The organism is Saccharopolyspora sp. ASAGF58 (genome assembly GCF_012277335.1).
Taxonomy (GTDB): Bacteria; Actinomycetota; Actinomycetes; order Mycobacteriales; family Pseudonocardiaceae; genus Saccharopolyspora; species Saccharopolyspora hattusasensis.
Genome location: NZ_CP040605.1, coordinates 3,496,670 through 3,518,872 on the forward strand (window position 1 = coordinate 3,496,670; position 22,203 = coordinate 3,518,872).

Sequence of the window (22,203 nt, forward strand, 5' to 3'; positions counted from 1 at the left end):
CAACCCGCACGCGGGGGGAGCGGCGATTTCGCGCGAAATCGCCGTGTTCCCGCTCCCGGCGGGTCGCTTCAGTGCGCTGCGTGGAGATCGTTGTGACGCGCGGCAGGGTCACGAGGCGAGTCGCAGTTGCGGCGTGCCGCTGGCGGCTGCTTCCCACAGGAGCACCCCGGCGTAGGAGCGCCACGGGCTCCAGCGCCGCGCGTGCGCCTGGATCTTGGCCGGGTCTTCGGACAGCCCGAGCATCCCGGCGCCGCGCCGCAACGCGAGATCACCGGTCAGCAGCACGTCCGGCGCACCCAGCACCCGCATGGCGACGTAACTCGACGTCCACGGGCCGATGCCGCTGATGCTCTCCAGATCCTGCCGCAGTTCGGCTTCGTCCCTCCCGGTGTGCAGCGCCAGGCGTTCGCCGGCGACGGCCTCCGCAACCGCGCGCACGGTTTCCACCCGCCGACGCGGCCCCGGCAGGGCCTCCAGCGCCCGCTCCGCAAGCACTTCCGGGGTCGGGAACAGCGTGGTCACCGCACCGTCTGGGTGGGCCAGCGGTTCGCCCAGCGCGGTGACGAGCCGTTCGGTCGTCTTGCGGGCTGCCGCCACCGAGATCTGCTGGCCGATCACGGCGCGGATCAGGATCTCCGCGCCATCGACGCTGCCCGGCACCCGCACCCCGGGCGTTTGCGCGACCGCCGACCGCAGCGCGGGGTCCGCGCCGAGCGCCTCGTTGATCGCGACCGGATCGGCATCGAGGTCGAGCAGGCGGCGCAGCCGCGATACTGCGCTACCGAGATCGCGCAGGTCGGTGAGCCGCAGCGTGCAGGCGACGTACTTCTCGTGCGGGCGGAGCGTGGCGATCCCGGTGCCGTACGGCAGGCGCAGGGCGCGCGTGTAGTGGTCAGGTCCGGCGTCTTCGAGCCCGGCCAGCGCCCGCTCGCCGAGGAACCGCAGTACGCCGGCCACATCGCAGGGAGCACGGAACGGTAGGCGGAGCTGGACGGCCCCGGCGCTGCCGCCGGGAACCTTGGCGCTGCGCTGCGCGCGGCTGCGCATCGCCGTCGGGGTCACCCCGAAGACCTCGCGCAGCGTGTCGTTGAACTGGCGCAGGCTGGAGAACCCGGCCGCGAATGCGACGTCGCCGAACGGGATCGCGGTCGTTTCGATCAGGGTCCGCGCCGAGTGCGCCCGGTGCGCCCGCGCCAGCCCGAGGGGCCCGGCACCGAGTTCCGCGGTGAGCACCCTGGTCAGGTGGCGTTCCGAGTAGCCGAGCTGGTCGGCCAGCCCGCGCACCCCGCAGCGGTCCACGACCCCGTCGGCGATCAGCCGCATGGCGCGACCGGCGAGATCGGCGCGCAGGTCCCACTCCGGCGACCCCGGAACGGCGTCCGGCAGGCACCGGCGGCACGCGCGGAACCCGGCGGCCTGCGCCGCCGCAGCGGTCGGGAAGAACAGGCTGTTGTCCGGCTTGGGCGTGCGCGCCGGGCACGACGGGCGGCAGTAGATACCAGTGGTGCGCACGGCGTGGATGAAGCATCCGTCGAAACGCGCGTCGCGCGAGGCGACGGCCCGGAGCGCTTCCTCGGTTCCCACCAACATGCCCCCGATGGTGCCAGCACCCGGAGGCACCCACTAGCGGGAATCGGACACGCTGATGAAACCCGATTCGTAGGCGAACACGACGGCCTGCGTGCGGTCCCGGGCCTGGAGCTTGGCCAGCACGTTACCGACGTGGGTCTTGACGGTCTGCACGCCGATGAACAGCTCGGCGGCGATCTCGCTGTTGGACATCCCGCGCGCCACCAGGCGGAGGACGTCGGCTTCCCGCTCGGTGAGTTCGACCTGCGGGCGGCTCGCGCGTTGCGGCGCGGCCAACCGGCGGATCGCGGCCGGGAACAGCAGCGATTCGCCGCGCGCCGCAATCCTGATGGCCTGGGCGAGTTCCTCCGGTTGGCAGCGCTTCAGCAGGAAGCCGGTGGCGCCGGCGCGCAGCGCGCCGTAGACGTGGTCGTCGTGTTCGAAGGTGGTGATCACGACGATGCGCGGCGGCCGGGGCACCGAATCCAGGATCGCGGTGGTCGCCTGGATGCCGTCCACGCCGGGCATCCGGACGTCCATCAGCACGACGTCCGGCCGCAGCCGCCGCACCAGGGGGACGACCTCGGCGCCGTCGGCGGCCTCCCCGACGACGGTCAGGTCGGGTTCGGCATCGATGAGGGCGCGCAGCCCGGACCGGATCAGCGGCTCGTCATCGACGACCAGCACGCTCATGGCTTCGCTCACCCAGCCGAGCCTATTGCGCCCACGCTAGGCGAGGCGCGAGGGTCGACGTTTCCGCTGGTCAGCTGCTGTAACAATGATCCCAAAGAAGGGGAAAAATGACCGAAACGATGACCATCCCCAAGGGGCAAGAGTTCCTCGACCAATTCGGAGAAGCCCCCGAAGTTCTCGATGAACTTGGATTCAAGGTGTTCGGATCGCCACAGAAACGGTTCGATCGAACCGAGCTACGACGCTATACAGCGGTCAGTCCAGTTTGTCTGGCGTCAAGAAGACGAAGTCCTCTGGCACTTCGTACGCGAATGCACAACAATTCTTAGCATCAGGGCGGAAAACCTAGAAACGCACTTCATCGCATCGTTCGAATCCGAAGAGCTATCCGGAGAAGTGGTTGTGATGGTTTTCGGCGGTGATGGCCCGTTCCGTATTGAGGGTCCCGGGCATACCAGTCTCGGCGGTGACAGCCGGAGACGACCTCGACCTGTCCCACTACCACGACGAACTGGTCCAGGCGGGCGTGCTACTCGCCGGTGACCTGGCTGCCGGCTTCTGGCTGCTGGAGGTCGACTCCCGCGCGGAGGCCGCCGAGTGGGGTCGGCGGGTGCCCCGCGCTGACGTGGAGATAAGAGAGGTCACCGGGTCGTGATGAGTTTCGGCAAGCCCGGCAGTCTGTACTGCCATGGGCAAACTGACATACGGCATGAACATCTCGGTGGACGGCTACACGGTCGACGGGAAGGGCGAGCTCCCGTGGGCTGGCCCGGACGACGAGGTGCACCAGTTCTGGAACGACCGGGTCCGCGACACCGCAGTGTCGCTGTACGGGCGCAACTTGTACGAGCTGATGTCGGCGTACTGGCCAACGGCCGACCAGGCCCCCGACATCTCTCCGGTGGCAGCGGAGTTCGCCCGATTGTGGCGGGCGATGCCGAAAGTAGTCTTCTCGAAGACCCTCGAGTCGGTCGACTGGAATTCACGCCTGGAACGAGGTGACGTGGTCGAGGTCGCGAAGAAGCTCAAGGCCGAGACCGACGGCATGATGGACGTTGCCGGTGCCACGCTGGCCGCGCCGCTGGTCAGGGCCGGCCTGGTGGACGAGTTCCTGGTGGTGGTCACTACAGTCGCGGTCGGCGGCGGCACACCGTTCTTCCCCGCGCTGGAGAAGTGGGTCAAGCTCGAACTGGTGGAGAACCGCACCTTTCCCTCCGGCCAGGTCCTCCTCCGCTACGTACCCGTGGACTAGCTAACCGCCCCGAGAGATCACAGCAGTACGGCGGAAGCCCAGCGACCTCCACAAGGGCTATCAGACAGCATCAAGGGGCAGAATTCCATCAACCCTCACCGAAGGCCGTAGGGTGCCTTTTGACACTATCTGACTGGGCTATGCCAGGTCGGCGGGAATAGGACACAAGCCCTTCCCTTGTAGGTGGAGACATCCACCCGCCAACGACACAGCGCAAAACCGAGGGTAACGATAGGGACACAAATAGCGGTTCGTCATGGCAACCCAAAAGACTCACGACCCGTGCCCGTCTCTACCAGGGGAGATGCACCTGCAGCTGCCAGTTGTCGCCCTTCGCGGCGCCCTCGGCGTGGCCGCCCAGAGCTTGTGCGCGGCGCTTGATGCCGTCCAGGCCCAACCCTCGGCGGGAAGTCGACGAGCCCAGGGGATTTGTCATGTCCATGTCCAACGTGCGCGGGCTGATGGCGATCCGCACCGCGACCCTCACCCGGCCCGCATGGCGCAGGGTGTTGGTCAGGCCCTCGCGCACCACGCGGTATCCCTCGCGGCTCACCTGGGGCGGGACCGAACCCGGGTTGCCCTGGAGGTCGAGCCGCACCTCGAGTCCGGCCAGCTCGGTGGAGCGGATCAGGTCGTCGAGATCGGCCAGGGACGATTCGTCCAAAGTGGAGGACCGCAGAGCGCCCAGTGCGTTGTCCAGGTCGGCCAGGGCGGCCCGGGTCGAATCCGCGATCGCGGCGAGCGCCTCCCGCGCGAATGTGGGGTCGCTGTCCAGCACTCGGTTCGCTGCACTTGCTTGCAGTGCAGCGACATTCAGCACATGCCCGACCGAGTCGTGCAGTTCGGAGGCGAGCCGGTTCCGCTCGGACAGCTCCTCGACCTGCCGCCGCAGCCGCTCGTGCTCGGACGGTCCCAGCAGCGTCGGGGCGAGCCGCGCCAACAACGCGCCAACAACCGCGACCAGGTGGAAACCCGCGACGATCAAGCCCAGGCCGACCAGCGGCGCCCACCACTGCCCGATGTCGAAAGCCCGGTACAGCGAGATTCCGGCCAGCTCGGGCGACAACGCCAGCAGCGGATCGGCGAACAGCAGCAGGATGAATGGCGGCACGATCAGCGTCAGCAGGCCGATGCCGGAGCCGAGCGCGAGGTGCACGACGAGCCAGCAGACGGTCCGCCACCGATCCGGCCAGGTATCGGCGTCGCCGGATTCCGGCAGTCCGAGCAGGGATTTCGCCGCAGCGCCCGACAGCGACCGGGTCGCCGGCAGCAACCCAGTGGCCACCACGGCGAGCACGACGAACGCGCCTTGAACGAGGCCGACCGCGACAGGCGGCAGGCGGAGCCCGAATCCGAGGCCCAGCAATGGCCCAAGCACGAGCCCGGCTACCGCGAGGTACGGCACCGCCAGCACGGCCCCGAGGATCAAGTGCACCCACTGCCGGTAAGTGGCGCGCGCGGTGAACGGTCTGATCAGGCGGGACGGCATGGCCACATCATCCCTGCGGGACCGGCACGCGATCGCAGGTTCCGCACGGCTTGCGGCGCGTCGCCCGCTGGTACAGGTAGACCGACGGCCCGAACACCGGCGCCCAGCACATCCAGCTCAGGTAGAACAGCGCCCCGGGCCAGTAGTGCATCCCGGCGATCGTGCTCAACGGCGTGCCGGATACAAGGTCGGAGACCACCGTGGCGGCGCCGGCCGGGCCCATGGTGAACAGCAGCGCGGTGCCGAACCAGCCGCCGAAGAGCAGCAGCCCGCGTGGCGTCGGACGGCCCGCCAGACCGGGAACCCAACGCGGCCAGATCCGCCCCCACCGGTGGACGAGGGCCAGCGACAGCACGATGCCGATCAGCGCGGCGGGCACGACCAGCCAACCGCTGGTGAAGCCGTCCCGCGCCGGATCCGGGTAGTCCAGCCCGAGGGTGCCGCCCAGCGCCCAGTTGGTCTTGATCACGGGATAGGGCAGCGCGAACAGGACACCGAGGTATCCGAGCCAGCGCGGCGGTGGCGCGGCCGGCCCGCCGCAGAGTTCGCAGGCCCCGGTGATCTCCCGGACCCGCAGGACCGTCGCCCGGACTAGCAGGATCGCGCTCATAAACGCGAAGGAGCGGGTGGTGAACATCGGCCAGTCCGGGGGAAAGCCCATCAGACCGAACACCCGCAACAGGTCGAAAAGGATGCCGCTTGCGGCCAAGAACAGCAGCAATACGGCCGCGCCGTTGATCGCGAGGAGTATGCGGCGAGCTCGCAACGACGACGTCAGCAGCGTGGCGCCGAGCACGCCGGTCGCTGCGGCCAGGGGTGTCGTCCACCCCGGGAGCTCGAAGAGGACGACCCCGCGCGGCAGGACGTGTCGCGATTCGAAGGCGAGGAAGGTGAGGGCCGACGCGATCAACGCCATCCGACTCAGGTTGAGCATGGAACTCCTGGTGGTTCGGCTGAACTCACCGGTAATGCTCGGGATCTCGCTGCCCGCGGACCTCCCGCTGCGGCGGGGACCGCCTCCCTCCCGCGGGGGAATTCGATCGAGGTGGGTGCATTTTGCGCGTTTCATCCCTATCGTCGCGGCATGACCCGATCGAAGATCAGTACTAGGCGCGGCTTCCGGATCCTCGGCGCCGCGTCCGGCGCGGCGTTCGCCCTGGTGGTCGCGGCGGGGTGCAACGACCCGGCACCCGCTCCGGAGCAGGAGCAGGAGCAGGAGCAGGAGCAGGAGGACGGTGACCTGGAGGGCGGTGACCTGGACGGCGGCTGACCTCGCGGGGCGCGGGTACGTATCCGGGCGGGTTCGGCTGTGCATCCGCGCACCCCCCGCGCGACCGGCCCCGATGCCTTGGTGAGCGAGCACCTAGACTTCGGGGTGTGAGTCTCACCCTCGGAATCGTCGGGCTGCCCAACGTCGGCAAGTCCACCCTGTTCAACGCGCTGACCAGCAACGACGCTCTCGCGGCGAACTATCCGTTCGCCACCATCGAGCCGAACGTGGGCGTGGTGCCGCTGCCGGACGAGCGGCTGGACAAGCTCGCCGAGGTCTTCAACTCGGCGAAGACGATGCCCGCCACGGTGTCGTTCGTCGACATCGCGGGCCTGGTCAAGGGCGCCTCCGAGGGGCAGGGACTGGGCAACAAGTTCCTCGCCAACATCCGCGAGGCGGACGCGATCTGCCAGGTCATCCGGGTCTTCGACGACCCCGACGTGGTGCACGTCGACGGCCGGGTGGACCCCTCCAGCGACATCGAGACGATCAACACCGAGCTGATCCTGGCCGACTTGCAGACGCTGGAGAAGGCGCTGCCGCGGCTGGAGAAGGAAGCGCGCACCCACAAGGACAAGCGCCCGGCGCTGGAGATCGCGCAGCAGGCCAAGGAGATCCTCGACTCCGGCAAGACCCTGTTCGCGGCGGGACTCGGCAAGGACACCCCGGACCTGCGCGAACTCAACCTGCTCACCACCAAGCCGTTCCTCTACGTGTTCAACGCCGACGAGGGCGTGCTGGCCGACGAGGCGAAGCAGAAGGAGCTGCGCGACCTGGTCGCGCCCGGCGACGCGGTATTCCTGGACGCCAAGGTCGAGGCGGAGCTCAAGGAGCTGGACGAGGAGTCCCAGCGCGAGCTGCTGGAGTCGATCGGCCAGGCGGAGCCGGGCCTGAACGCGCTGGCCCGAGCGGGCTTCCACACGCTGGGCCTGCAGACCTACTTGACGGCCGGGCCGAAGGAGGCGCGGGCCTGGACGATCCGCCAGGGCTGGACGGCGCCGCAGGCGGCCGGGGTGATCCACACCGACTTCGAGCGGGGCTTCATCAAGGCGGAAATCGTCTCCTTCGAAGACCTGATCGCGGCCGGCTCGATGGCGGAGGCCAAGGCGGCGGGCAAGGTCCGGATGGAAGGCAAGGACTACATCATGGCCGACGGCGACGTCGTGGAGTTCAGGTTCAACGTCTGACCTCTGGGGGCGGGAAGTGAGCCTGGACCACGACCCCTTCGCGTACCTGGTGACGAAATCCGTTGAGGTTTGTTCGGCGGCTGGACCAGGCGTGGATGTTTGGTTGAGATCGCCTCTGATCAGCCGCTTCGTCCCGGTAGTACCCGGTACCCGCTCCGCGCCCGTTCGGAAGTGAGCAGGCCCTGCTGTTCGTAGTAGCGCTGCAGGCGTTGGCTGACCCCGGTTCGGTGGGACAGCTCACGGATCTTCATGCGATCCGGCTCACGCATCGTTGACTCTGACATCACTGTCAGCCTTTAGCGTCTTCGGCACGAGAGGTCAGCGGAGTGCTTGGGCGCTGCGGTTGGTGCTCGGGAATGTCTTGTCGTCATTAGGAAATCCTGATGTCCCTGTCGTTCGACGTGCGCGGGTCCGGGCCCGGTCTGCCGCTGGCTTACGGCGAGGGTGGCTCGGCGGCCGCGAACTTCCCCGTTCATCGACGAGCTCGCCGAGAAGCACACGGTGGTCGCGCCGTACTACCCGGCGCGGGTAAGACGCCGAATGCCGAGCAGCCGCTCGAAACTGGACCGGCTCGTCGACGACGTCGCCGCCACGGCGGTCGGCTTCGGGGTGGAAACCTTTCGCGGTGCTGGGCCATTCGGTGGGCACGACGGTCGCCGTCCGGGCTGCCGCGCGGTATCCGGAGCGCGTCACCTCGCTGATGATCACTACCGGGTTCGCCCGCGCAGACCGGCACTTCCGGCTCACCCTGGACCTCTGGCAGCACCTGCTCGACGGCCCGGACCGGGAGGCGCTCGCGCGGTTCGTGCTGCTGAACTGCTTCGGGCCGCTTGCGCTGAACTCCATCGCCGGTTCACTGCTAGCGTGTCGAAGATGACCGCATCCGCAGCCCCGGTGCTCGTGATCGGCGCGGGCGTGCAAGGCCTCACAACCGGGGTCGTCCTCGCCGAAGCAGGCCAACGCGTGCGCATCCGGACCGCCGATCGGCCGCAGGACACGACTTCCGCGGTCGCGGGCGCGATGTGGGGTCCGGCGATGCTGCGACCCGCCGAACGAGTGTTGTACTGGGTGACCCGCTCGCACGCCGAGTTCACCGCGCTGGCCCGCGACGAGAATTCAGGGGTGCACCTCGCCGCCGGGCGGATGGCGGCCCGGTTCGACCTCGGCGATGCGGTCCCGTCCGAGGCCAAGCTGATCCCCGACCTGCGTCCCTGCACGCCGGAGCAACTGCCGGAAGGGTTCGTCAGCGGCTACCACGCGACCGTGCCGCTGATCGACATGCCGCGCTACCTCGACTACCTGGTCGCCAGGTTCCAGGCCGCTGGCGGCGAACTGCAGCTCAGCCCCGTGCCGTCGCTGGCCGACGCGGTCGCCGAATCCCCGACGGTGGTCAACTGCACCGGCGTCGGAGCGCGTGAGCTGGTCGGCGACCCTGGCGTCCACCCGGTGCGCGGCCAGCACGTCGTGGTGCGCAACCCGGGGATCGACGAGTACTTCATCGAGCTGTCCGACTCCGGCGAGTTCGCCGCGTACATGCCGCACGGCGACCGGGTGGTGCTCGGCGGCGTGGCGGTCGAGCACGACTGGAACGTGGTGCCGCGCCGCGAGGTCAGCGAAGGCATCCGGCGTCGCTGCGCCGAGGTGGAACCGCGGCTGGCCGACGCCGAAGTGCTCGCGGAACTGGTCGGGCTGAGGCCCGGCCGGGAGGCCGTGCGGGTGGAGGTCGAGGAGTACGAAGGCGGGCGCATCATCCACAACTACGGGCACGGTGGCTGCGGCGTGGCGCTGTCCTGGGGATGCGCCTTCGAAGCCGTGGACCTCGTCGAAGGGATCGCCTGAACCCCTGGGTTTCGCCTGGTCAGCCCCGTGAGCGCTTCCGGGTGCTATGGCACCCAAAAACACTCACGGGTGGGGGCAGTCGGCCTGTCATTGTTGGAATTGCTCTACGACGCTGTCGATCTCTTGCGCTAGCGAGGTGTCGTTGGCCGTGATGCCGCCCTTGGAATGGGTGGTGCAGTAGAACGTCACGGTGCGCCAGCGGATGTCGATGTCCGGGTGGTGGTTCTCGTTCTCGGCGATCTCGGCGATCCGGGTCACCGCCTGGATGGCTTGCGGGAAGCCGCCGAATTCGACCGTGCGGGTCAGATTGACGCCGTCCTGGCGCCACTCCGGCAGGTGCTGGAGCGCGTCGGAGACCTGGGTGTCGGTGAGCAGTTCGGTCATACCAACATGGTGGAGGTTCGGCGCGCCGATCTCCACCCGGCGAGCACCCCGATCACGAGAGGCGGCTGGGGCGTTCCAGGTAGGTGTGGTCGGGGTTGACGAAGCCGTACGCGCGGTAGAGGTCGTGCGCGTCGTCGGTGTGCAGCATCCAGCGGAAGTCCCGGCCGGGGCCGTCGTCGATCATGCCCTGGACCAGCGCCTTGCCGATGCCGTGGCCGCGCGCCTCCGGGGCGACGAACACGTCGGCCAGGTACGCCGTGCCTACCCCGTCGGAGAACGCCCGGGCGAAGCCGATCAGCCGACCGTCCGGCTTCCGGTAGGCGCCGACCACCCGCCAAGCGAGGTCGATCTGCCGTTCGAAGTCCTCCCGCTTGCGCCACTGACCCCAATACGCCTGCGTGGAAAGGAATTCCCACACCACGTCGCGATCGGTCCGAGCCCGCGAGTCGTCCACTTCGAAGTCCATGCACCGAGCCTAACGGCCCACGCGACCGGATTTCGCCGGCGAAACCGCGCAGCAGGAACGGGGTACGCAGAGCTGAGGTTCCGCTACCCGCACCGGCACGCAAAACGCTCCTGAGCAGGATCTACAGGCAGGTGTGGAGGGCCGTGAGGAGGAGGTGGGAGCGGTTGTCGAGGCCTTCGGTACGCATCAGGCACGGGCTGAAGGCGAACGCCACGCCCAGGCGGGGCCAGCAGCCGAACAGCGAACCACCCGCTCCGCTGGGGCCGAAACCGGTGGCCTCCGGGCCGTACGTCTCGATCGAATCCTGTAGCTCGTAGCCCAGGCCGAAGGCCAGCGGCCGGCCCGTGCCGGGGTCGGTGCCCCGGCTCTCCTCCCGGCGAATCCGGTCGATCGTCCGGCCGCTGACGAGCTTCCCCGTCACCAGCGCCGAATACACCGCCGCAGTGCGATGGCGTCCTCTCGGCCAGCGCGGAGGTGATCTCGTCGCAGATCAGCACCTCGGGCCGGGTGACCAGGGCACGCGTGATCGCCACGCGCAGCCGCTCGCCGCCGCTGAGCTGGTCCGGGTAGCGCTCGGCGATGTCCGGCCGGAGCGCGGCGAGCCGCAGCGCTTCGGCCACCCGCTCCGAGGTGCTCTTGCGGCCGGAATCCCCACCGAGCGCCGAGATCGGCTGGGCCACCAGGTCGCGAACCCGGCGGCGCGGGTTCAGCGACTCCAACGTCTGTCCACTGTGGAGGAATCGTGTAGATGTCGTTGCTGGCGGTGCCGTGCCCGCCGAGCACCTGCTTGATCATCTGCTCCCGGTCCACGACGAGCCGGAACGCCTGCCGCACCCGGACGTCGTCGAACGGCGGCCGGTCCACCCGCATGGTGAACGGCACCCACGAACCGGTCTGCGACTCCAGCTGCCGTCGATCTGGTAGTCGGAGTTGAACTTGAGCAGCGTGTCGTAGAGCTGGAAGTTGCGGGCCTGGTCCGGGTGGGTCACGGCGGCGTGGGCGTCCAGGGTGTCCTTGCTGGACCCGCCGACTATGCCGACCCGCAGCCGGCCGCCGTACTGCGGTGGCCGGGACGGGATCGGCGCCTTGCGCACCGCGCCGCCCGCGCATCCGCTGATCACGGCACCCGCGCCCACCGCGCCGGCGCCCACCGCGACGTACTGGAGGACGGCGCGACGACTGGGGCCGGCGTTCGACGGCCTCTGCTCGGCATCCGGCGGAACCTCCTGTGTCTTGCGGGGTGCCGCACCCGTCGCTTCGGACGAGCGCCGGTGACGTGGTCTTTCAAGCGGTGCCGGAACGTTTCGACAGCACCCCGCTGGCGTTGCGTTTTCGACCTGCGACTGATTGATCAGTCAATCGATCGCATCGACTTTCGCGGACGCGATGGAAGCTGTCAAGCCGCCATGTGCAGGGTAGATATGTCAAGCCACGCCTTGGAGCAACGGCTCAACCGCTGTCTTCTCTTGCTACTTTCGCAACGCTTGATCGCCTCTTCGAACCGTGCTTGGCCATGCGTTTCGGTAGCTGGTTCGTCCGGCGTTAACCGCCCGATCCGATGGCGAGGCGCATCACAGCGGGCCGGATCGCAGGTGTCACCGCATGGCGCTGATCCACTTCGGACGGTAACCGCAGGGAACGGGTTTTCCGCGCATTTCGGCCAGGTCGATGCCGGGCACCGGCCTCGATGTCCGGCGTCGAAGCGGCGCAGCCGCTGGTCGTGTGCCCCACCGGTACTGCGGCGCGTGCGAACCCGGAGCGGTTGCCAAGGCTGAGATCAGCCTGAGAATGGGGCTCGGAGCTGAGATCATGCTGAGATTTCCCTGCCGCCGGGGTTGCCGGATCGGCATGCTTGGGCCATGGTTCCGCGGGTGTTGGTGGTGGACGACGAGCCGGGAGTTCGCGCTGCGCTGCGCCGCGGGTTGTCCGCCGAGAGCATGGACGTGACCGTCGCGGCCGACGGCACCGATGCCCTGCGCCTGGCCTTGACCGGCGCCTTCGACGTCGTCGTGCTGGACGTCATGCTGCCCGGCCTGTCCGGCTACCGGGTGCTGGAGCGGATGCGCGCCGGCGACGTGAACACCCCGGTGTTGTTGATCTCGGCGAAGAACGGCGAGGTCGATCAGGCCGACGGGTTGGATCTCGGCGCGGACGGTTACCTGGTCAAACCCTTCTCCTTCCTGGTGCTGGTCGCGCAGGTGCGCGCGTTGCTGCGGCGCCGCGACACCGCCGGGCGGCAGGCGAGCCTGCGGGTCGGCGAGCTGGAGATCGACCGGGCCACCCGCGAGGTGCGCTGGGCTGGCGAGGTGATCGCGCTCTCGCCGCGCGAGTACGGGCTGCTGGTCGCGCTGGCCAGCCACCCGGAGGCGGTGGTGCCCAAGGACGACCTGCTGCGCATGGTGTGGGGCGAGGAGCAGTTCGTCACCCGCAACGTCGTCGAGGTCTACGTCGGTTACCTGCGCCGCAAGCTTGCCGCGGCTGGCGCCGGGGAACTGGTGCAGACCGTGCGCGGCCAGGGCTACCGGGTCTGCGTCGAAACGGCATGACCGCGAGCCTGCGCCGGTGGTGGCACCGACGCACCATCCAGTTCCGGACCAGCATCGTGGCCGCCGCCGTCGCGCTGATCGGACTCGGCGTGATCGCGCACGTGAGCACCGGGGTCGTCAGCTGGCTGCTGATCGACTCGGTCGACGCCGACCTGCAGCGCACCGCCACCATGACCGCGAGCCGCCTCGCCGGCGGGACCGCGCCCTCCGCCGTGGCCACGCCCGAGATCCGGGTGCTGGACACCTCTGGCGCGCCGCTGGACGGGCTGCCCGAGACGAGCCTGCACCACTGGCAGATCGACGAGCTGCGCTCCGGCGACGGCGTGATCGACTTCGAGCCGCCCGCCGAAGTGCACCGGTGGCGCGGCGTCGTCGTGCCCGACCCGACCGGCCGACCGCTGCTCGTCGCCACCGGCGCGAGGCTGGTCGGGTTCACCGACACCGCAGGCAAGACCGGCCGCTTGCTCAGCTTCGGGTCGATCCTCGCCGCCGCGCTGGTGGGGCTGGCCACCTGGCTGGTGGTGCGCCGTTCGCTGCGACCGGTGGAACGGATGCGGGTGGCCGCCGCCGGGCTCCCCGAAGGCCAGCGGCTGCCGGTGCCCGAGGCCGCCGACGAGATCCGTGCGCTCGCCGAAGAGCTCAACATCATGCTCGCCCGGCGCGACGCCGATACCGAGCGGTTACGGCGGTTCACCGGCGATGCCGCGCACGAACTGCGCAACCCCGTCGCGTCCATCCGCGCCCAGGCCGAGGTCGCCGTGATGCATCCGGACCCGGAGCTCGCCCACGAGACCCTGCAGGACATCGCGCATGAAGCGCAGCGCCTGTCGGCCCTGGTGGAGAGCCTGCTCGCGTTGGCGCGGGCCGAGCGCGACACGGCCGCCCCCGGGCAGCCGGTCGACCTCGTGACGGCGGTGCGGGCCGCCGCCGATCGGCTCGAACCGCCGGGCGCGCCCGGGACCGGCCCCCGGATCGAGGTGGAGGTCCCGGCCAGGCCGGTGCTGGTGCTGGCCGACCCGGCGGAGGTGTCGACGGTGCTCGACAACCTCGTCGGCAACGCGTTGCGCTACACCCGGACGCTGGTGCGGGTCTCCGTTTTCGCTGATGGCATAGGCTCCTCCGGAGCGTATTGGGTGCGGTTGGTGGTCGACGACGACGGGCCCGGGATTCCGATGGCGCACCGCGAGCGGGTCTTCGACCGGTTCCACCGGGTGGAACCGGACCGGGCGCGCAGCACCGGCGGTGCCGGGCTCGGGCTCGCCCTTTCGGCCGAGGCGGTGCGCCGTCGAGGAGGCGCGGTCCGGGCCTCGACATCGCCGGACGGTGGCGCCCGCGTCGAGGTTCGCTGGCCCCGGCACGCGGCAGGCAGCTGAGTGCCCGCGTCCTGCGGCGGTGCCGGTTGCGGGAACGGCTGCCGCTCGCCTGGCGGCGAGGCGCGGTCGAGCGCGAGGCGCGCCCAAGCAGCGTGGCCTCCGAGCAGGCGGTGGCGGGTGACCCGGTCGGGTGGGGCAAAATGTCTGCACGTGTCGGTTTTGCGGAGCACCGGACTGATCGAGGCACCCCGGGCCACGGTGGGGGCCGCGCTGCGGCACACCCGCACCGCCGAGGTCGGACTCGCCGCCCTCGGCGTCAACGGCCGCGCCGCGACCCGTCCGGCCGCGCTGCTCGTCCCCGGTGACGAGATCGTCTTCCACACCAGAATCGCCCGCCTCCCTGCGGATCTGACCACTCGGATCGTGCGCGCCGATGCCGACGCGATGAGTTCCGTGCTGATCTCCGGCCCGCTGCCGGAGTTGCGCCACGAGTCGGTGCTCGCCGAGGCCGGACCCCGGACGCTGCTCACCGACTCGTTGCACTGGACGACGCCGTTCGGCCCGCTGGGCCGGCTCGCCGACATCACCGTCGTCCGCCGGTTCGTGCTGGACGTGCTCGCCGCGCGCATCGCCGCCGTGCGCGAGCTCGCCGAATCCTGGGCGTCCCGGCCGATCGTCGTCGGCACCGCTATCGTCCACAAGGGACAATTGCTGGCGCAGCAACGCCGCTACCCGGCGCCGGACGCGGGTCGCTGGGAACTGCCCGGCGGCCGGGTCGAGCCATACGAGGACGAACCCGCCGCCGTCATCCGGGAATGTCAGGAGGAACTCGCCGTCGAGGTCCGCCCGACCGGCCGCGTCGGCACCGACGTTCCGCTCAGCAACGGAATGCTCCTGCGCATCCACGCGGCCGAACTCGCGGACCCCACGGCCACACCGAAAGCGGTGGAGCACAACGAAGTCCGCTGGGTGTCGGCGGACGAACTGGCCGAACTCGACTGGCTCGACGCCGATCGGGTCCTGGTCCACTCCCTCCGCGACCTGCTGGCCGAGGCCTAGAGCTCCAGCAGCTCGGCTGGGTCGAATGACAGCGGGAACGGCAGTTCGGTCTCGAAGGTCTGGCCGTCCAGCGCTTTGGCATGATCGCGGTAGGTGCCATCTTCCAAGCGCAGGAGCTCCACCGAAACGCGCTCGCGTTCCCTGGCGATGTCAACCCGCATGCAATACGGAATCCCGGCTTTGGCGTATTCAGCGGGTTTGTCCACGAAGTCGTTCCGGCGACTCGACTTCGACACGCACTCGCCGATGAGCAGGACGGCTTCGGCTGAGATCCAGACACGTCCGCGCGCTGGCTCGCGGAGCACCGCGAAGTCGGGTTGTGCCCATCGCATCGACGAGATCTTTGGCATCTCGACGTTCAGCGTGGTGTAGGCATTGCCGCCGAGACGACGTGCAGGCGCGCGCATCCGGAGGTAGAGCTCGTCCGCTGCGTAGACATTCGCCGAACCTTCGTAGGGGCTCACTATCAGCTTCCCGCCCAGGCACTCGTACTTGGCCGGGGGCATCCCCGGGATCGGTAGGTACCTTTCGGCAAGCTCGGGCGTCCACAGGCCGTCCAGGTCAACGAGCGGATCGAACGGGGCGTGTGGGTCGAACGATGGTGCAGCCACGGCGGCACTCCTCTCGACCAAGAACGCGGTGTTGCCTTTCTTCACGGTACCCATGAGCCCAGGCTGCCGATACTGATCAGGTGTTCGCCAGGTGATCCACTCGAACTAGTGAACGAATGCGCAGGTGGTGCTGGGCGGGGGCGCCCGTGGCCCGTAGCCGGGTCGCGGGCGCCCCCCGCTGGAGCGGATCAGCGGAGGCCGGTGACGCGGAGGGCGGCTTGCAGGCGGGGCTGCGCCCGCTCGCTCGCTCGCTTCGCCCCGTGTGCCCGGATGCGGTCCAGTTCCATCGGAGCGTCCAGCAGCTCCCGGGCGCGTTCGCGCACCGGTCGCAGCTCCTCGATCACCGCCTCGGCCACCGCCTCCTTGAGCTCCGCGTAGGTGCTCGCAGATTCCGTTGCGGCGTAAGGGCTCGTGTCGTTGCAGGCGGCGAGGATCTCCAGGAGGTTCGCCACGCCCGGCCGACCGTCCGGGTCGTACCGCACCTCGTCGAGGCCGTCGGTGACCGCGCGGCGGAACTTGCGCCGGATGGCGTCCGGCTCGTCGAGTACGAAGACCACGCCGGGGCTCTGCTGGTTGGATTTCTCCATCTTGCGCGTCGGGTCGGCGAGATCCCGGATTCGCGCCGCGGTCTTGGGCACCACGGCCTCCGGGACGGCGAAGACGTCGCCGTAATTGGCGTTGAACCGGCGGGCCAGCGTGCGGGCCAGCTCCACGTGCTGGTCCTGGTCGCTGCCGACCGGCACCTGGGTGGCACCCTGCAGCAGGATGTCGGCGGCCATCAGCACCGGATACGTCAGCAGGCCGACCCGGACCGACTCCTGCCCGGCACCCCGCTCCTTGAACTGGACCATCCGGGCGGCCTCGCCGTAGGAGCAGGTGCATTCCAGGATCCAGTTCAGCGTCCCCAGCTCGCCGACCAGATCCGACTGCACGAACAGCGAATCGGGGTCGATGCCCGCCGCGATCAGCACCGCGAACTGCTCCCGGGTCAGCGAGCGCAGCCGCTGCGGACGGTGCGGCATGGTCATGGCGTGCAGGTCGGAGACGAAGAACAGGTCTGCGGGTTCGCGCTCGGTGGCCCACCGCCGCACGGCGCCGAGGTAGTTGCCCAGCTGGACGTGGCCGGACGGGGTGATGCCGGACAGGCGGGTCATTGGTCTCTCCCGGGTCTTGGGCCGCTGCCCGCCAGGATCGACCTCATGCCGCTCGGCCGCCCGGCGGAGCGGCCGATGATCTGCGTGTCAGTGCACGACGTCGCTGGGCCGCCCTCGGACGGCCCACCACATGTTCGACATTGCGCGCACGCCGCAATGTTACCGCTTGGTGATCGGCAGCGGTCAAGGAGAAGGGCTACCGTGAAAGAATGTTTGTAGTGCTGCTGCAATACACCGCGCCAGAATCGGATATCGACGGTCAACTGGTAGATCACTACGAATGGGTTACCCAGCATTACGACGCCGGCGACTTCATCGCCGCCGGCCACCGCCATCCGCGCAGCGGCGGGGTGATCATCGCCCGGGCGATGTCCCGCGGCCGGCTCGACGCGATCCTCGCGACCGACCCGTTCGCGCTGCACAAACTCGCACGCTACGAGGTCATCGAGTTCACCGCGTTGCGGACGATCCCCGAGCTGGCAAAGTACGCCGACCCGCTGTCCCCGGCCGCCCGCAAGTAGTCCCAGAGCTATCCGCGAACCACGGCAGGTGCCGCGGTCAGATCATTTCGTCCCCTTTTTCTTTGCCTCTTTCTTGACCTTCTTTTGCGCTTTCTTGACCTCGTCCGCCTTGGCCTCGCGCAGCAAGTCGCGCAGTACCACGACCGGGCAGCTCTTGCAGGGTGGTCGAGATCGACAACATTTTTTCTTGACCTTGATGGTGCCTTTGCCCACGGTTTGTTCTTTCGATGCCGAGACGGGGTTGGGCACAGGCTAGGCGAACCTAACCTCGGTTGGCGAACTTGATGTTGGGAGCCGGGCGTCGGGTGTTGCGCTGGGCACGCGACGGCCGGTCCCGCATCAGGTTGCACTACCCTGGGGAGAGCCGCGCGTCGACGTGCGTGCGCCTCCGCTCGGCGGGGGTGGCGCCCATCAGCTCCGCAGCAGCGGCGCAGTGGAGCCGCGGCTCGGTGCCTTGCGGATCATCCCGCACCCGGACGAAGTCGACCAACCCCGCCGCCCACCCGCGCCGATCCAGGAGTACCCGCGTGTCCGCCACCAGCGTCGCCGCCCTCATTCGCAGTGATCTGCGCAACGTCGCCATCGTTGCCCACGTCGATCACGGCAAGACCACCCTGGTGGATGCCATGTTGCGGCAGTCCGGGGCCTTCTCCGAACGCGCGGAGCTCGTCGACCGCGTGATGGACTCCAACGACCTGGAGCGGGAGAAGGGCATCACGATCCTCGCCAAGAACACCGCGGTCCGGCGGGAGACCGACGCCGGCCCGGTGACCATCAACGTGGTGGACACCCCCGGCCACGCCGACTTCGGCGGTGAGGTCGAGCGCGCCCTGTCGATGGTGGACGGCGTGCTGCTGCTGGTGGATGCCAGCGAAGGCCCGCTGCCGCAGACCCGGTTCGTGCTGCGCAAGACGCTGGCTGCCGGACTGCCGGTGATCCTCGTGGTGAACAAGGTCGACCGCCCGGACGCCCGCTGCGCCGAGGTCGTCGAGGAGACCCATGACCTGCTGCTGGAGCTGGCCAGCGAGCTCGACGGCGAGGTCGAGCTCGACATGGAGGCGATCCTGGACCTGCCGGTCGTCTACGCCTCCGCCCGCGCCGGCCGGGCCTCGCTGGCCCAGCCGGTGGACGGCGAGCTGCCCGCCGAAGAGGACCTCACCGCGCTGTTCGACGTGCTGCTCAAGCATGTGCCCGCGCCGACCGCGGACACCGAGGCGCCGCTGCGCGCGCTGGTGACGAACCTCGACGCGTCCTCCTTCCTCGGCCGCATCGCGCTGTGCCGGATCCACTCCGGCACCTTGCGCAAGGGCCAGACGGTGGGCTGGTGCCGCGCCGATGGCACCGTCGCGAAGGTCCGGCTCACCGAGCTGCTGATCACCGAGAACCTCGACCGGGTGCCGTGCAACGAGGCGTCCGCGGGCGACCTGGTGGCCATCGCTGGTATCCCGGACATCACCATCGGCGACACCCTCGCCGACCCCGACGCCCCCGAGCCGCTGCCCCGGATCACCGTCGACGACCCGGCGATCTCGATGACCATCGGCGTTAACACCTCTCCGCTGACCGGCCGCAACGGCGGCACCAAGGTCACCGCGCGGCTGGTGAAGAACCGGTTGGACGCCGAGCTGATCGGCAACGTCAGCATGAAGGTGCTGCCCACCGAGCGGCCGGACGCCTGGGAGGTGCAGGGCCGCGGCGAGCTGGCGCTGGCCATCCTGGTGGAGACCATGCGCCGGGAGGGCTTCGAGCTCACCGTCGGCAAGCCGCAGGTGGTCACCCGGACCATCGACGGCCAGCTGTGCGAGCCGTTCGAGCGGCTGACCATCGACGCCCCCGAGGAGCACCTCGGCGCGGTCACCCAGCTGCTGGCCGGGCGCAAGGGCCGGATGGAGACCATGGACGGGCACGGCACCGGCCGCATCAAGCTGGAGTATGTGGTGCCCGCCCGCGGCCTGATCGGCTTCCGCACCGAGTTCCTCACCGAGACCCGCGGCACCGGCATTGCCAACCACGTCTTCGAGGGCTACTTCCCGTGGGTGGGCGAGCTGCGCACCCGGCACACCGGTTCGCTGGTGGCCGACCGGGCCGGCTCGGCGACCACCTACGCGCTGCTGCAGTTGGCCGACCGCGGCAGCTTCTTCGTGGAGCCGGGCAACGAGGTTTACGAGGGCATGGTGGTCGGGGAGAACCCGCGCGCCGAGGACCTCGACGTCAACATCACCAAGGAGAAGAAGCTCACCAACATGCGGTCCTCCACCGCGGACGAGCTGGAGCGGCTGGCCAAGCCGCGGACGCTCGCGCTGGAGGAGGCGCTGGAGTTCTGCTCCGGTGACGAGTGCGTCGAGGTCGGCCCGGCGGCGATCCGGGTGCGCAAATTGGTCCTGGACGGCACGACCCGCGCCCGCGAGCGTTCCCGCGCCAAGGCCCGCGACAACAACGCCAACTGAGGTGTGCTCGGTGGCGATTTCGCGCGAAATCGCCACCGAGCACGCGCTGGGAGCGCCGGTTTCGCGCGAAATCGCCGTTCCTTGCCTGCTGAGCTCCTACGTCGTCGAGGCCGCCGGGATTTCGCCGATCCGCACGCGGCGTGGGCGGGCGGCGAGGACACTGGGCTTCGACCCCCGGTGTCGATCATTTCGTCGGCGGCAGGAACCATGGAGGGCTCTCGCGCGTCTTCCGCACGTGCGAGCCGCCCCGGGTGGGCCGGGGTGTTCGGGGGAGCAGACGTGAGGGGAGGTTCGGCGTGTCCTTGGGTCGACGCCGCCCACTGGCCGCTGTCTGCCTGGTGGTGACAACCGTCAGCGTGGTGGCTGCCTGCACGAATGCCCCCCCGCCGCCGCTGGTGCCACCGCAACCCCCGACGCAGTCGCCGACGACCAGCGCTCCGCCGACGCAGCCGATGCCGGTGGAGGTCGTCGTCGGTGTCGACGAGCTCGAAGGTGGGTTCAACCCGCACACGCTCGCCGACCTGTCGTCGACGAGTTCGGCGCTGGCCAGCCTGATGCTGCCGTCGGTGTTCCGCCCGGCGCCGGACGGCAACCTGCAGCTGGACGGCACGCTGATGGAATCGGCCGAGGTGGTGCCGGACGCAGAGAAGTTCACCGTGCGCTACCGGATCCGGCGCGAGGCCAACTGGTCCGACGGCGCACCGATCGCCGCCGAGGACTTCGTCTACCTGTGGGAACAGCTGCGCTCCCAGCCCGGGGTGGCCGACCCGGCCGGTTACCAGTTGATCGACGACGTGGCGTCGCGGCAGGGCGGCAAGACCGTCGACGTCACCTTCGCCAAGCCGTTCCCCGGCTGGCAGACGCTCTTCAACAACCTGCTGCCCGCGCACTTGCTGCGGGACGCGCCGCGCGGTTGGGCGACGGTGCTCGACGACGGCTACCCGGCTTCCGGTGGGCCGTTCGCGATCCGGCAGATCGACCTCGACCGCGGCGAGATCATCCTGGAGCGCAACGACCGGTACTGGGGCCCGCCCGCGCAGTCGGACCGGATCGTGCTGCGCGCGACCGACAGGGCCCGCCAGGTCGAGGCACTGCGCAGCGGCGACAGCCACCTGGCGGTGTTCGGCGCGGACCGGGGCACCATGCAGGCGCTGCAGGACCTCGGCGATGCGGTGCAACTGATCACCGTGCCCCGCCCGGCCACCATGGAGGTGCTGCTGCGGCACGACAGCCGGGCGCTGGCGGACGTCAAGGTGCGCCGAGCGGTCCTCGCCGCGCTCGACCGGCCCGCGTTGATCGAGGCCGGCACCGGTGGCGGGCCTGCTGAGCAGCTCCAGGCGCACGCCCAGGTGCTCGCGCCGTCCGAGCGCGGCTACACGCCGACCGAACCGGGGCTGCCGAACCGGCCGGACCCCGCGCAGGTCGAGCGACTGCTCAACGAGGCCGGGTACCACCGCAGCGGTGGAGCCTGGTTGCGGGACGGGCGGCCGTTGAACCTGGTCATCGCGGCTCCGTTCGAGCACGAGTCGTACATCAGGATCGCCGAGGCGGCCGCGCGGCGGCTTCGGGACCAGGGGTTCCAGGCGACCGTGGTGACGCCTACCGGTGATCAGCTGTTCGGCGAGATGCTGTCGGCCAATCCGCAGTCCGGCGAGTCCGGTGGGTCGGGCTCGGTGGACATGGCCATCGCGCCGCGTCCGGCGGGGGGCGACCCGGCTGCGATGTTGGCGTCTTCGTACGGCTGCCCGGGCGTGGCAAAGGACAGCGAGAAGCCGTTCCCGTACAACGACGCCGGATTCTGCGACCAGCTGCTGCAGCCGACGATCGACGCGGCGTTGACCGGTCAGGTGCCGTTCTCCGGGGCGTCGGCGGCCGTCGAGCCCGTGCTGTGGCGCGACGCGGTGGCGCTGCCGCTGTACCAGCAGGCCCAGGTGATGGCGCTGCGCCGGGAAGTCACCGGCGTCGAGGCGGGCAACGGTTTGGCCGGGCCGTTCTCCACCGCTGCCCGATGGGTCGGGACGCACGCCGACAGCGACGGTTACTAAGCCCGCACGGAGCAGGCCGCGGGGCGGCGATTTCGCGCGAAATCGCCGTTCCCCACGCCTGGCGGGTGGCGATTTCGCGCGAAATCGCCGTTCCCCACGCCTGGCGGGTGGCGATTTCGCGCGAAATCGCCGCCTCTCCCGTCTCGCCAGGGGTGCCCTTCAGCGCCCGTGACCGGCTCGCGCGGCTACTCAGCGGACTCGAAGCCTGCGAACTGCGGAGACGCCGATGCCTTCGGCTTGTGGGGCGTATCGTTTCCGCCGCGGGTGACGTGACCCGGTGGGCTGTTCGCGACATGCTGACACGGACATTCGGGGGAATGCGGCTACCGTGCGCTGTGTGGTGTGCGCCGCAGATTAA

The 22,203-nt window shown here is 69.5% G+C and carries 23 protein-coding genes and 3 pseudogenes; 12 read left to right on the forward strand and 14 right to left on the reverse strand.

The genetic code is table 11. The annotated features are described in order from the left end of the window. Positions 1–108: 108 nt before the first annotated feature. Both FDZ84_RS16615 and FDZ84_RS16620 read right to left on the reverse strand, forming a co-directional pair. Positions 109–1,590 carry a DNA-3-methyladenine glycosylase 2 gene (locus FDZ84_RS16615; RefSeq protein WP_168586662.1) on the reverse strand — a complete coding sequence of 494 codons (1,482 nt, stop codon included), beginning with the start codon at positions 1,588–1,590 and terminating at the stop codon, positions 109–111. A 33-nt stretch (positions 1,591–1,623) separates the two neighbouring features. Then, the gene (locus FDZ84_RS16620) at positions 1,624–2,262 is read right to left on the reverse strand and encodes a response regulator transcription factor (protein ID WP_168590110.1); all 639 of its coding nucleotides are present in this window, start codon (positions 2,260–2,262) and stop codon (positions 1,624–1,626) included. Positions 2,263–2,728: 466 nt separating this feature from the next. On the opposite strand from FDZ84_RS16620, the gene FDZ84_RS16625 reads away from it, so the two are divergent. Together FDZ84_RS16625 and FDZ84_RS16630 are read left to right on the forward strand one after the other, a co-directional pair. Continuing rightward, the gene (locus FDZ84_RS16625; protein ID WP_246869048.1) at positions 2,729–2,917 is read left to right on the forward strand and encodes a YciI family protein; all 189 of its coding nucleotides are present in this window, start codon (positions 2,729–2,731) and stop codon (positions 2,915–2,917) included. 33 nt (positions 2,918–2,950) lie between these two features. After that, complete coding sequence (locus FDZ84_RS16630) at positions 2,951–3,514, forward strand: dihydrofolate reductase family protein (RefSeq protein WP_168586663.1); 564 nt, start codon at positions 2,951–2,953, stop codon at positions 3,512–3,514. Between the two features lie 292 nt (positions 3,515–3,806). Here FDZ84_RS16630 and FDZ84_RS16635 read toward each other — a convergent pair whose 3' ends face one another. Both FDZ84_RS16635 and FDZ84_RS16640 read right to left on the reverse strand, forming a co-directional pair. Continuing rightward, positions 3,807–5,003, reverse strand: coding sequence for a sensor histidine kinase (locus FDZ84_RS16635; protein WP_168586664.1), 1,197 nt, complete (start codon positions 5,001–5,003; stop codon positions 3,807–3,809). 7 nt (positions 5,004–5,010) lie between these two features. Further along, positions 5,011–5,937: a hypothetical protein gene (locus tag FDZ84_RS16640; protein WP_168586665.1), complete on the reverse strand. Its 927-nt coding sequence runs from the start codon at positions 5,935–5,937 to the stop codon at positions 5,011–5,013. 150 nt (positions 5,938–6,087) lie between these two features. Here FDZ84_RS16640 and FDZ84_RS16645 point away from each other — a divergent pair, with 150 nt between their 5' ends. Both FDZ84_RS16645 and ychF read left to right on the forward strand, forming a co-directional pair. Next, positions 6,088–6,273 (forward strand): hypothetical protein, encoded by a 186-nt coding sequence (locus tag FDZ84_RS16645; protein ID WP_168586666.1) that lies wholly within the window; start codon positions 6,088–6,090, stop codon positions 6,271–6,273. 107 nt (positions 6,274–6,380) lie between these two features. Further along, complete coding sequence (gene ychF / locus FDZ84_RS16650) at positions 6,381–7,460, forward strand: redox-regulated ATPase YchF (RefSeq protein ID WP_168586667.1); 1,080 nt, start codon at positions 6,381–6,383, stop codon at positions 7,458–7,460. A gap of 119 nt (positions 7,461–7,579) precedes the next feature. Here ychF and FDZ84_RS16655 read toward each other — a convergent pair whose 3' ends face one another. After that, a complete protein-coding gene (locus FDZ84_RS16655) occupies positions 7,580–7,729 on the reverse strand; it encodes a MerR family DNA-binding transcriptional regulator (RefSeq protein WP_371812862.1) in 150 nt (49 codons plus the stop codon). Positions 7,730–8,070: 341 nt separating this feature from the next. On the opposite strand from FDZ84_RS16655, the pseudogene FDZ84_RS16660 reads away from it, so the two are divergent. After that, positions 8,071–8,337, forward strand: a pseudogene (locus tag FDZ84_RS16660) (alpha/beta fold hydrolase); the annotation flags it as partial. Next, positions 8,334–9,299, forward strand: coding sequence for an FAD-dependent oxidoreductase (locus FDZ84_RS16665; RefSeq protein ID WP_246869049.1), 966 nt, complete (start codon positions 8,334–8,336; stop codon positions 9,297–9,299). The pseudogene FDZ84_RS16660 and the gene FDZ84_RS16665, both read left to right, overlap by 4 nt. A gap of 87 nt (positions 9,300–9,386) precedes the next feature. Here FDZ84_RS16665 and FDZ84_RS16670 read toward each other — a convergent pair whose 3' ends face one another. From FDZ84_RS16670 to FDZ84_RS40690, 5 genes and pseudogenes are all read right to left on the reverse strand, one after another. Then, complete coding sequence (locus tag FDZ84_RS16670; RefSeq protein WP_168590114.1) at positions 9,387–9,683, reverse strand: 4a-hydroxytetrahydrobiopterin dehydratase; 297 nt, start codon at positions 9,681–9,683, stop codon at positions 9,387–9,389. A 52-nt stretch (positions 9,684–9,735) separates the two neighbouring features. Then, complete coding sequence (locus tag FDZ84_RS16675) at positions 9,736–10,149, reverse strand: GNAT family N-acetyltransferase (protein WP_168586669.1); 414 nt, start codon at positions 10,147–10,149, stop codon at positions 9,736–9,738. Between the two features lie 121 nt (positions 10,150–10,270). Then, positions 10,271–10,570, reverse strand: coding sequence for a hypothetical protein (locus FDZ84_RS16680; protein WP_168584101.1), 300 nt, complete (start codon positions 10,568–10,570; stop codon positions 10,271–10,273). Between the two features lie 61 nt (positions 10,571–10,631). Beyond that, positions 10,632–10,868 (reverse strand): annotated as a pseudogene (locus FDZ84_RS16685) (ATP-binding cassette domain-containing protein); the annotation flags it as partial. Between the two features lie 64 nt (positions 10,869–10,932). After that, a pseudogene (locus FDZ84_RS40690) lies at positions 10,933–11,259 on the reverse strand (ABC transporter substrate-binding protein); the annotation flags it as partial. A gap of 749 nt (positions 11,260–12,008) precedes the next feature. Between FDZ84_RS40690 and FDZ84_RS16695 the strand changes: the two are divergent. From FDZ84_RS16695 to FDZ84_RS16705, 3 genes are all read left to right on the forward strand, one after another. Then, positions 12,009–12,695 carry a response regulator transcription factor gene (locus tag FDZ84_RS16695; protein ID WP_168586670.1) on the forward strand — a complete coding sequence of 229 codons (687 nt, stop codon included), beginning with the start codon at positions 12,009–12,011 and terminating at the stop codon, positions 12,693–12,695. Continuing rightward, the gene (locus FDZ84_RS16700) at positions 12,692–14,068 is read left to right on the forward strand and encodes a cell wall metabolism sensor histidine kinase WalK (RefSeq protein ID WP_168586671.1); all 1,377 of its coding nucleotides are present in this window, start codon (positions 12,692–12,694) and stop codon (positions 14,066–14,068) included. The genes FDZ84_RS16695 and FDZ84_RS16700 overlap by 4 nt, the downstream gene beginning before the upstream one ends. 150 nt (positions 14,069–14,218) lie before the next feature. Beyond that, positions 14,219–15,067, forward strand: coding sequence for an NUDIX domain-containing protein (locus FDZ84_RS16705; RefSeq protein WP_246869050.1), 849 nt, complete (start codon positions 14,219–14,221; stop codon positions 15,065–15,067). Here the strand turns inward: FDZ84_RS16705 and FDZ84_RS16710 are convergent. Further along, complete coding sequence (locus FDZ84_RS16710) at positions 15,064–15,678, reverse strand: Uma2 family endonuclease (RefSeq protein WP_168586673.1); 615 nt, start codon at positions 15,676–15,678, stop codon at positions 15,064–15,066. The two genes, FDZ84_RS16705 and FDZ84_RS16710, sit on opposite strands and share 4 nt — an antisense overlap. A gap of 188 nt (positions 15,679–15,866) precedes the next feature. After that, the gene (gene trpS / locus FDZ84_RS16715; RefSeq protein WP_168586674.1) at positions 15,867–16,832 is read right to left on the reverse strand and encodes a tryptophan--tRNA ligase; all 966 of its coding nucleotides are present in this window, start codon (positions 16,830–16,832) and stop codon (positions 15,867–15,869) included. Between the two features lie 209 nt (positions 16,833–17,041). Between trpS and FDZ84_RS16720 the strand changes: the two genes are divergently transcribed. Beyond that, on the forward strand, positions 17,042–17,353 hold the full coding sequence (locus FDZ84_RS16720; RefSeq protein ID WP_029535177.1) for a YciI family protein: 312 nt from the start codon (positions 17,042–17,044) through the stop codon (positions 17,351–17,353). 42 nt (positions 17,354–17,395) lie between these two features. On the opposite strand, the gene FDZ84_RS16725 is transcribed toward FDZ84_RS16720, so the two are convergent. Both FDZ84_RS16725 and FDZ84_RS16730 read right to left on the reverse strand, forming a co-directional pair. Then, positions 17,396–17,602, reverse strand: a complete 207-nt coding sequence (locus tag FDZ84_RS16725) for a hypothetical protein (protein WP_168584102.1) — start codon at positions 17,600–17,602, stop codon at positions 17,396–17,398. 100 nt (positions 17,603–17,702) lie between these two features. Then, positions 17,703–17,891, reverse strand: a complete 189-nt coding sequence (locus FDZ84_RS16730) for a hypothetical protein (RefSeq protein WP_168586675.1) — start codon at positions 17,889–17,891, stop codon at positions 17,703–17,705. On the opposite strand from FDZ84_RS16730, the gene typA reads away from it, so the two are divergent. Both typA and FDZ84_RS16740 read left to right on the forward strand, forming a co-directional pair. After that, complete coding sequence (typA, locus tag FDZ84_RS16735) at positions 17,881–19,800, forward strand: translational GTPase TypA (protein ID WP_168586676.1); 1,920 nt, start codon at positions 17,881–17,883, stop codon at positions 19,798–19,800. The two genes, FDZ84_RS16730 and typA, sit on opposite strands and share 11 nt — an antisense overlap. A 296-nt stretch (positions 19,801–20,096) precedes the next feature. Beyond that, positions 20,097–21,845 (forward strand): ABC transporter family substrate-binding protein, encoded by a 1,749-nt coding sequence (locus FDZ84_RS16740; RefSeq protein ID WP_168586677.1) that lies wholly within the window; start codon positions 20,097–20,099, stop codon positions 21,843–21,845. The last annotated feature ends 358 nt before the right edge of the window (positions 21,846–22,203 follow it).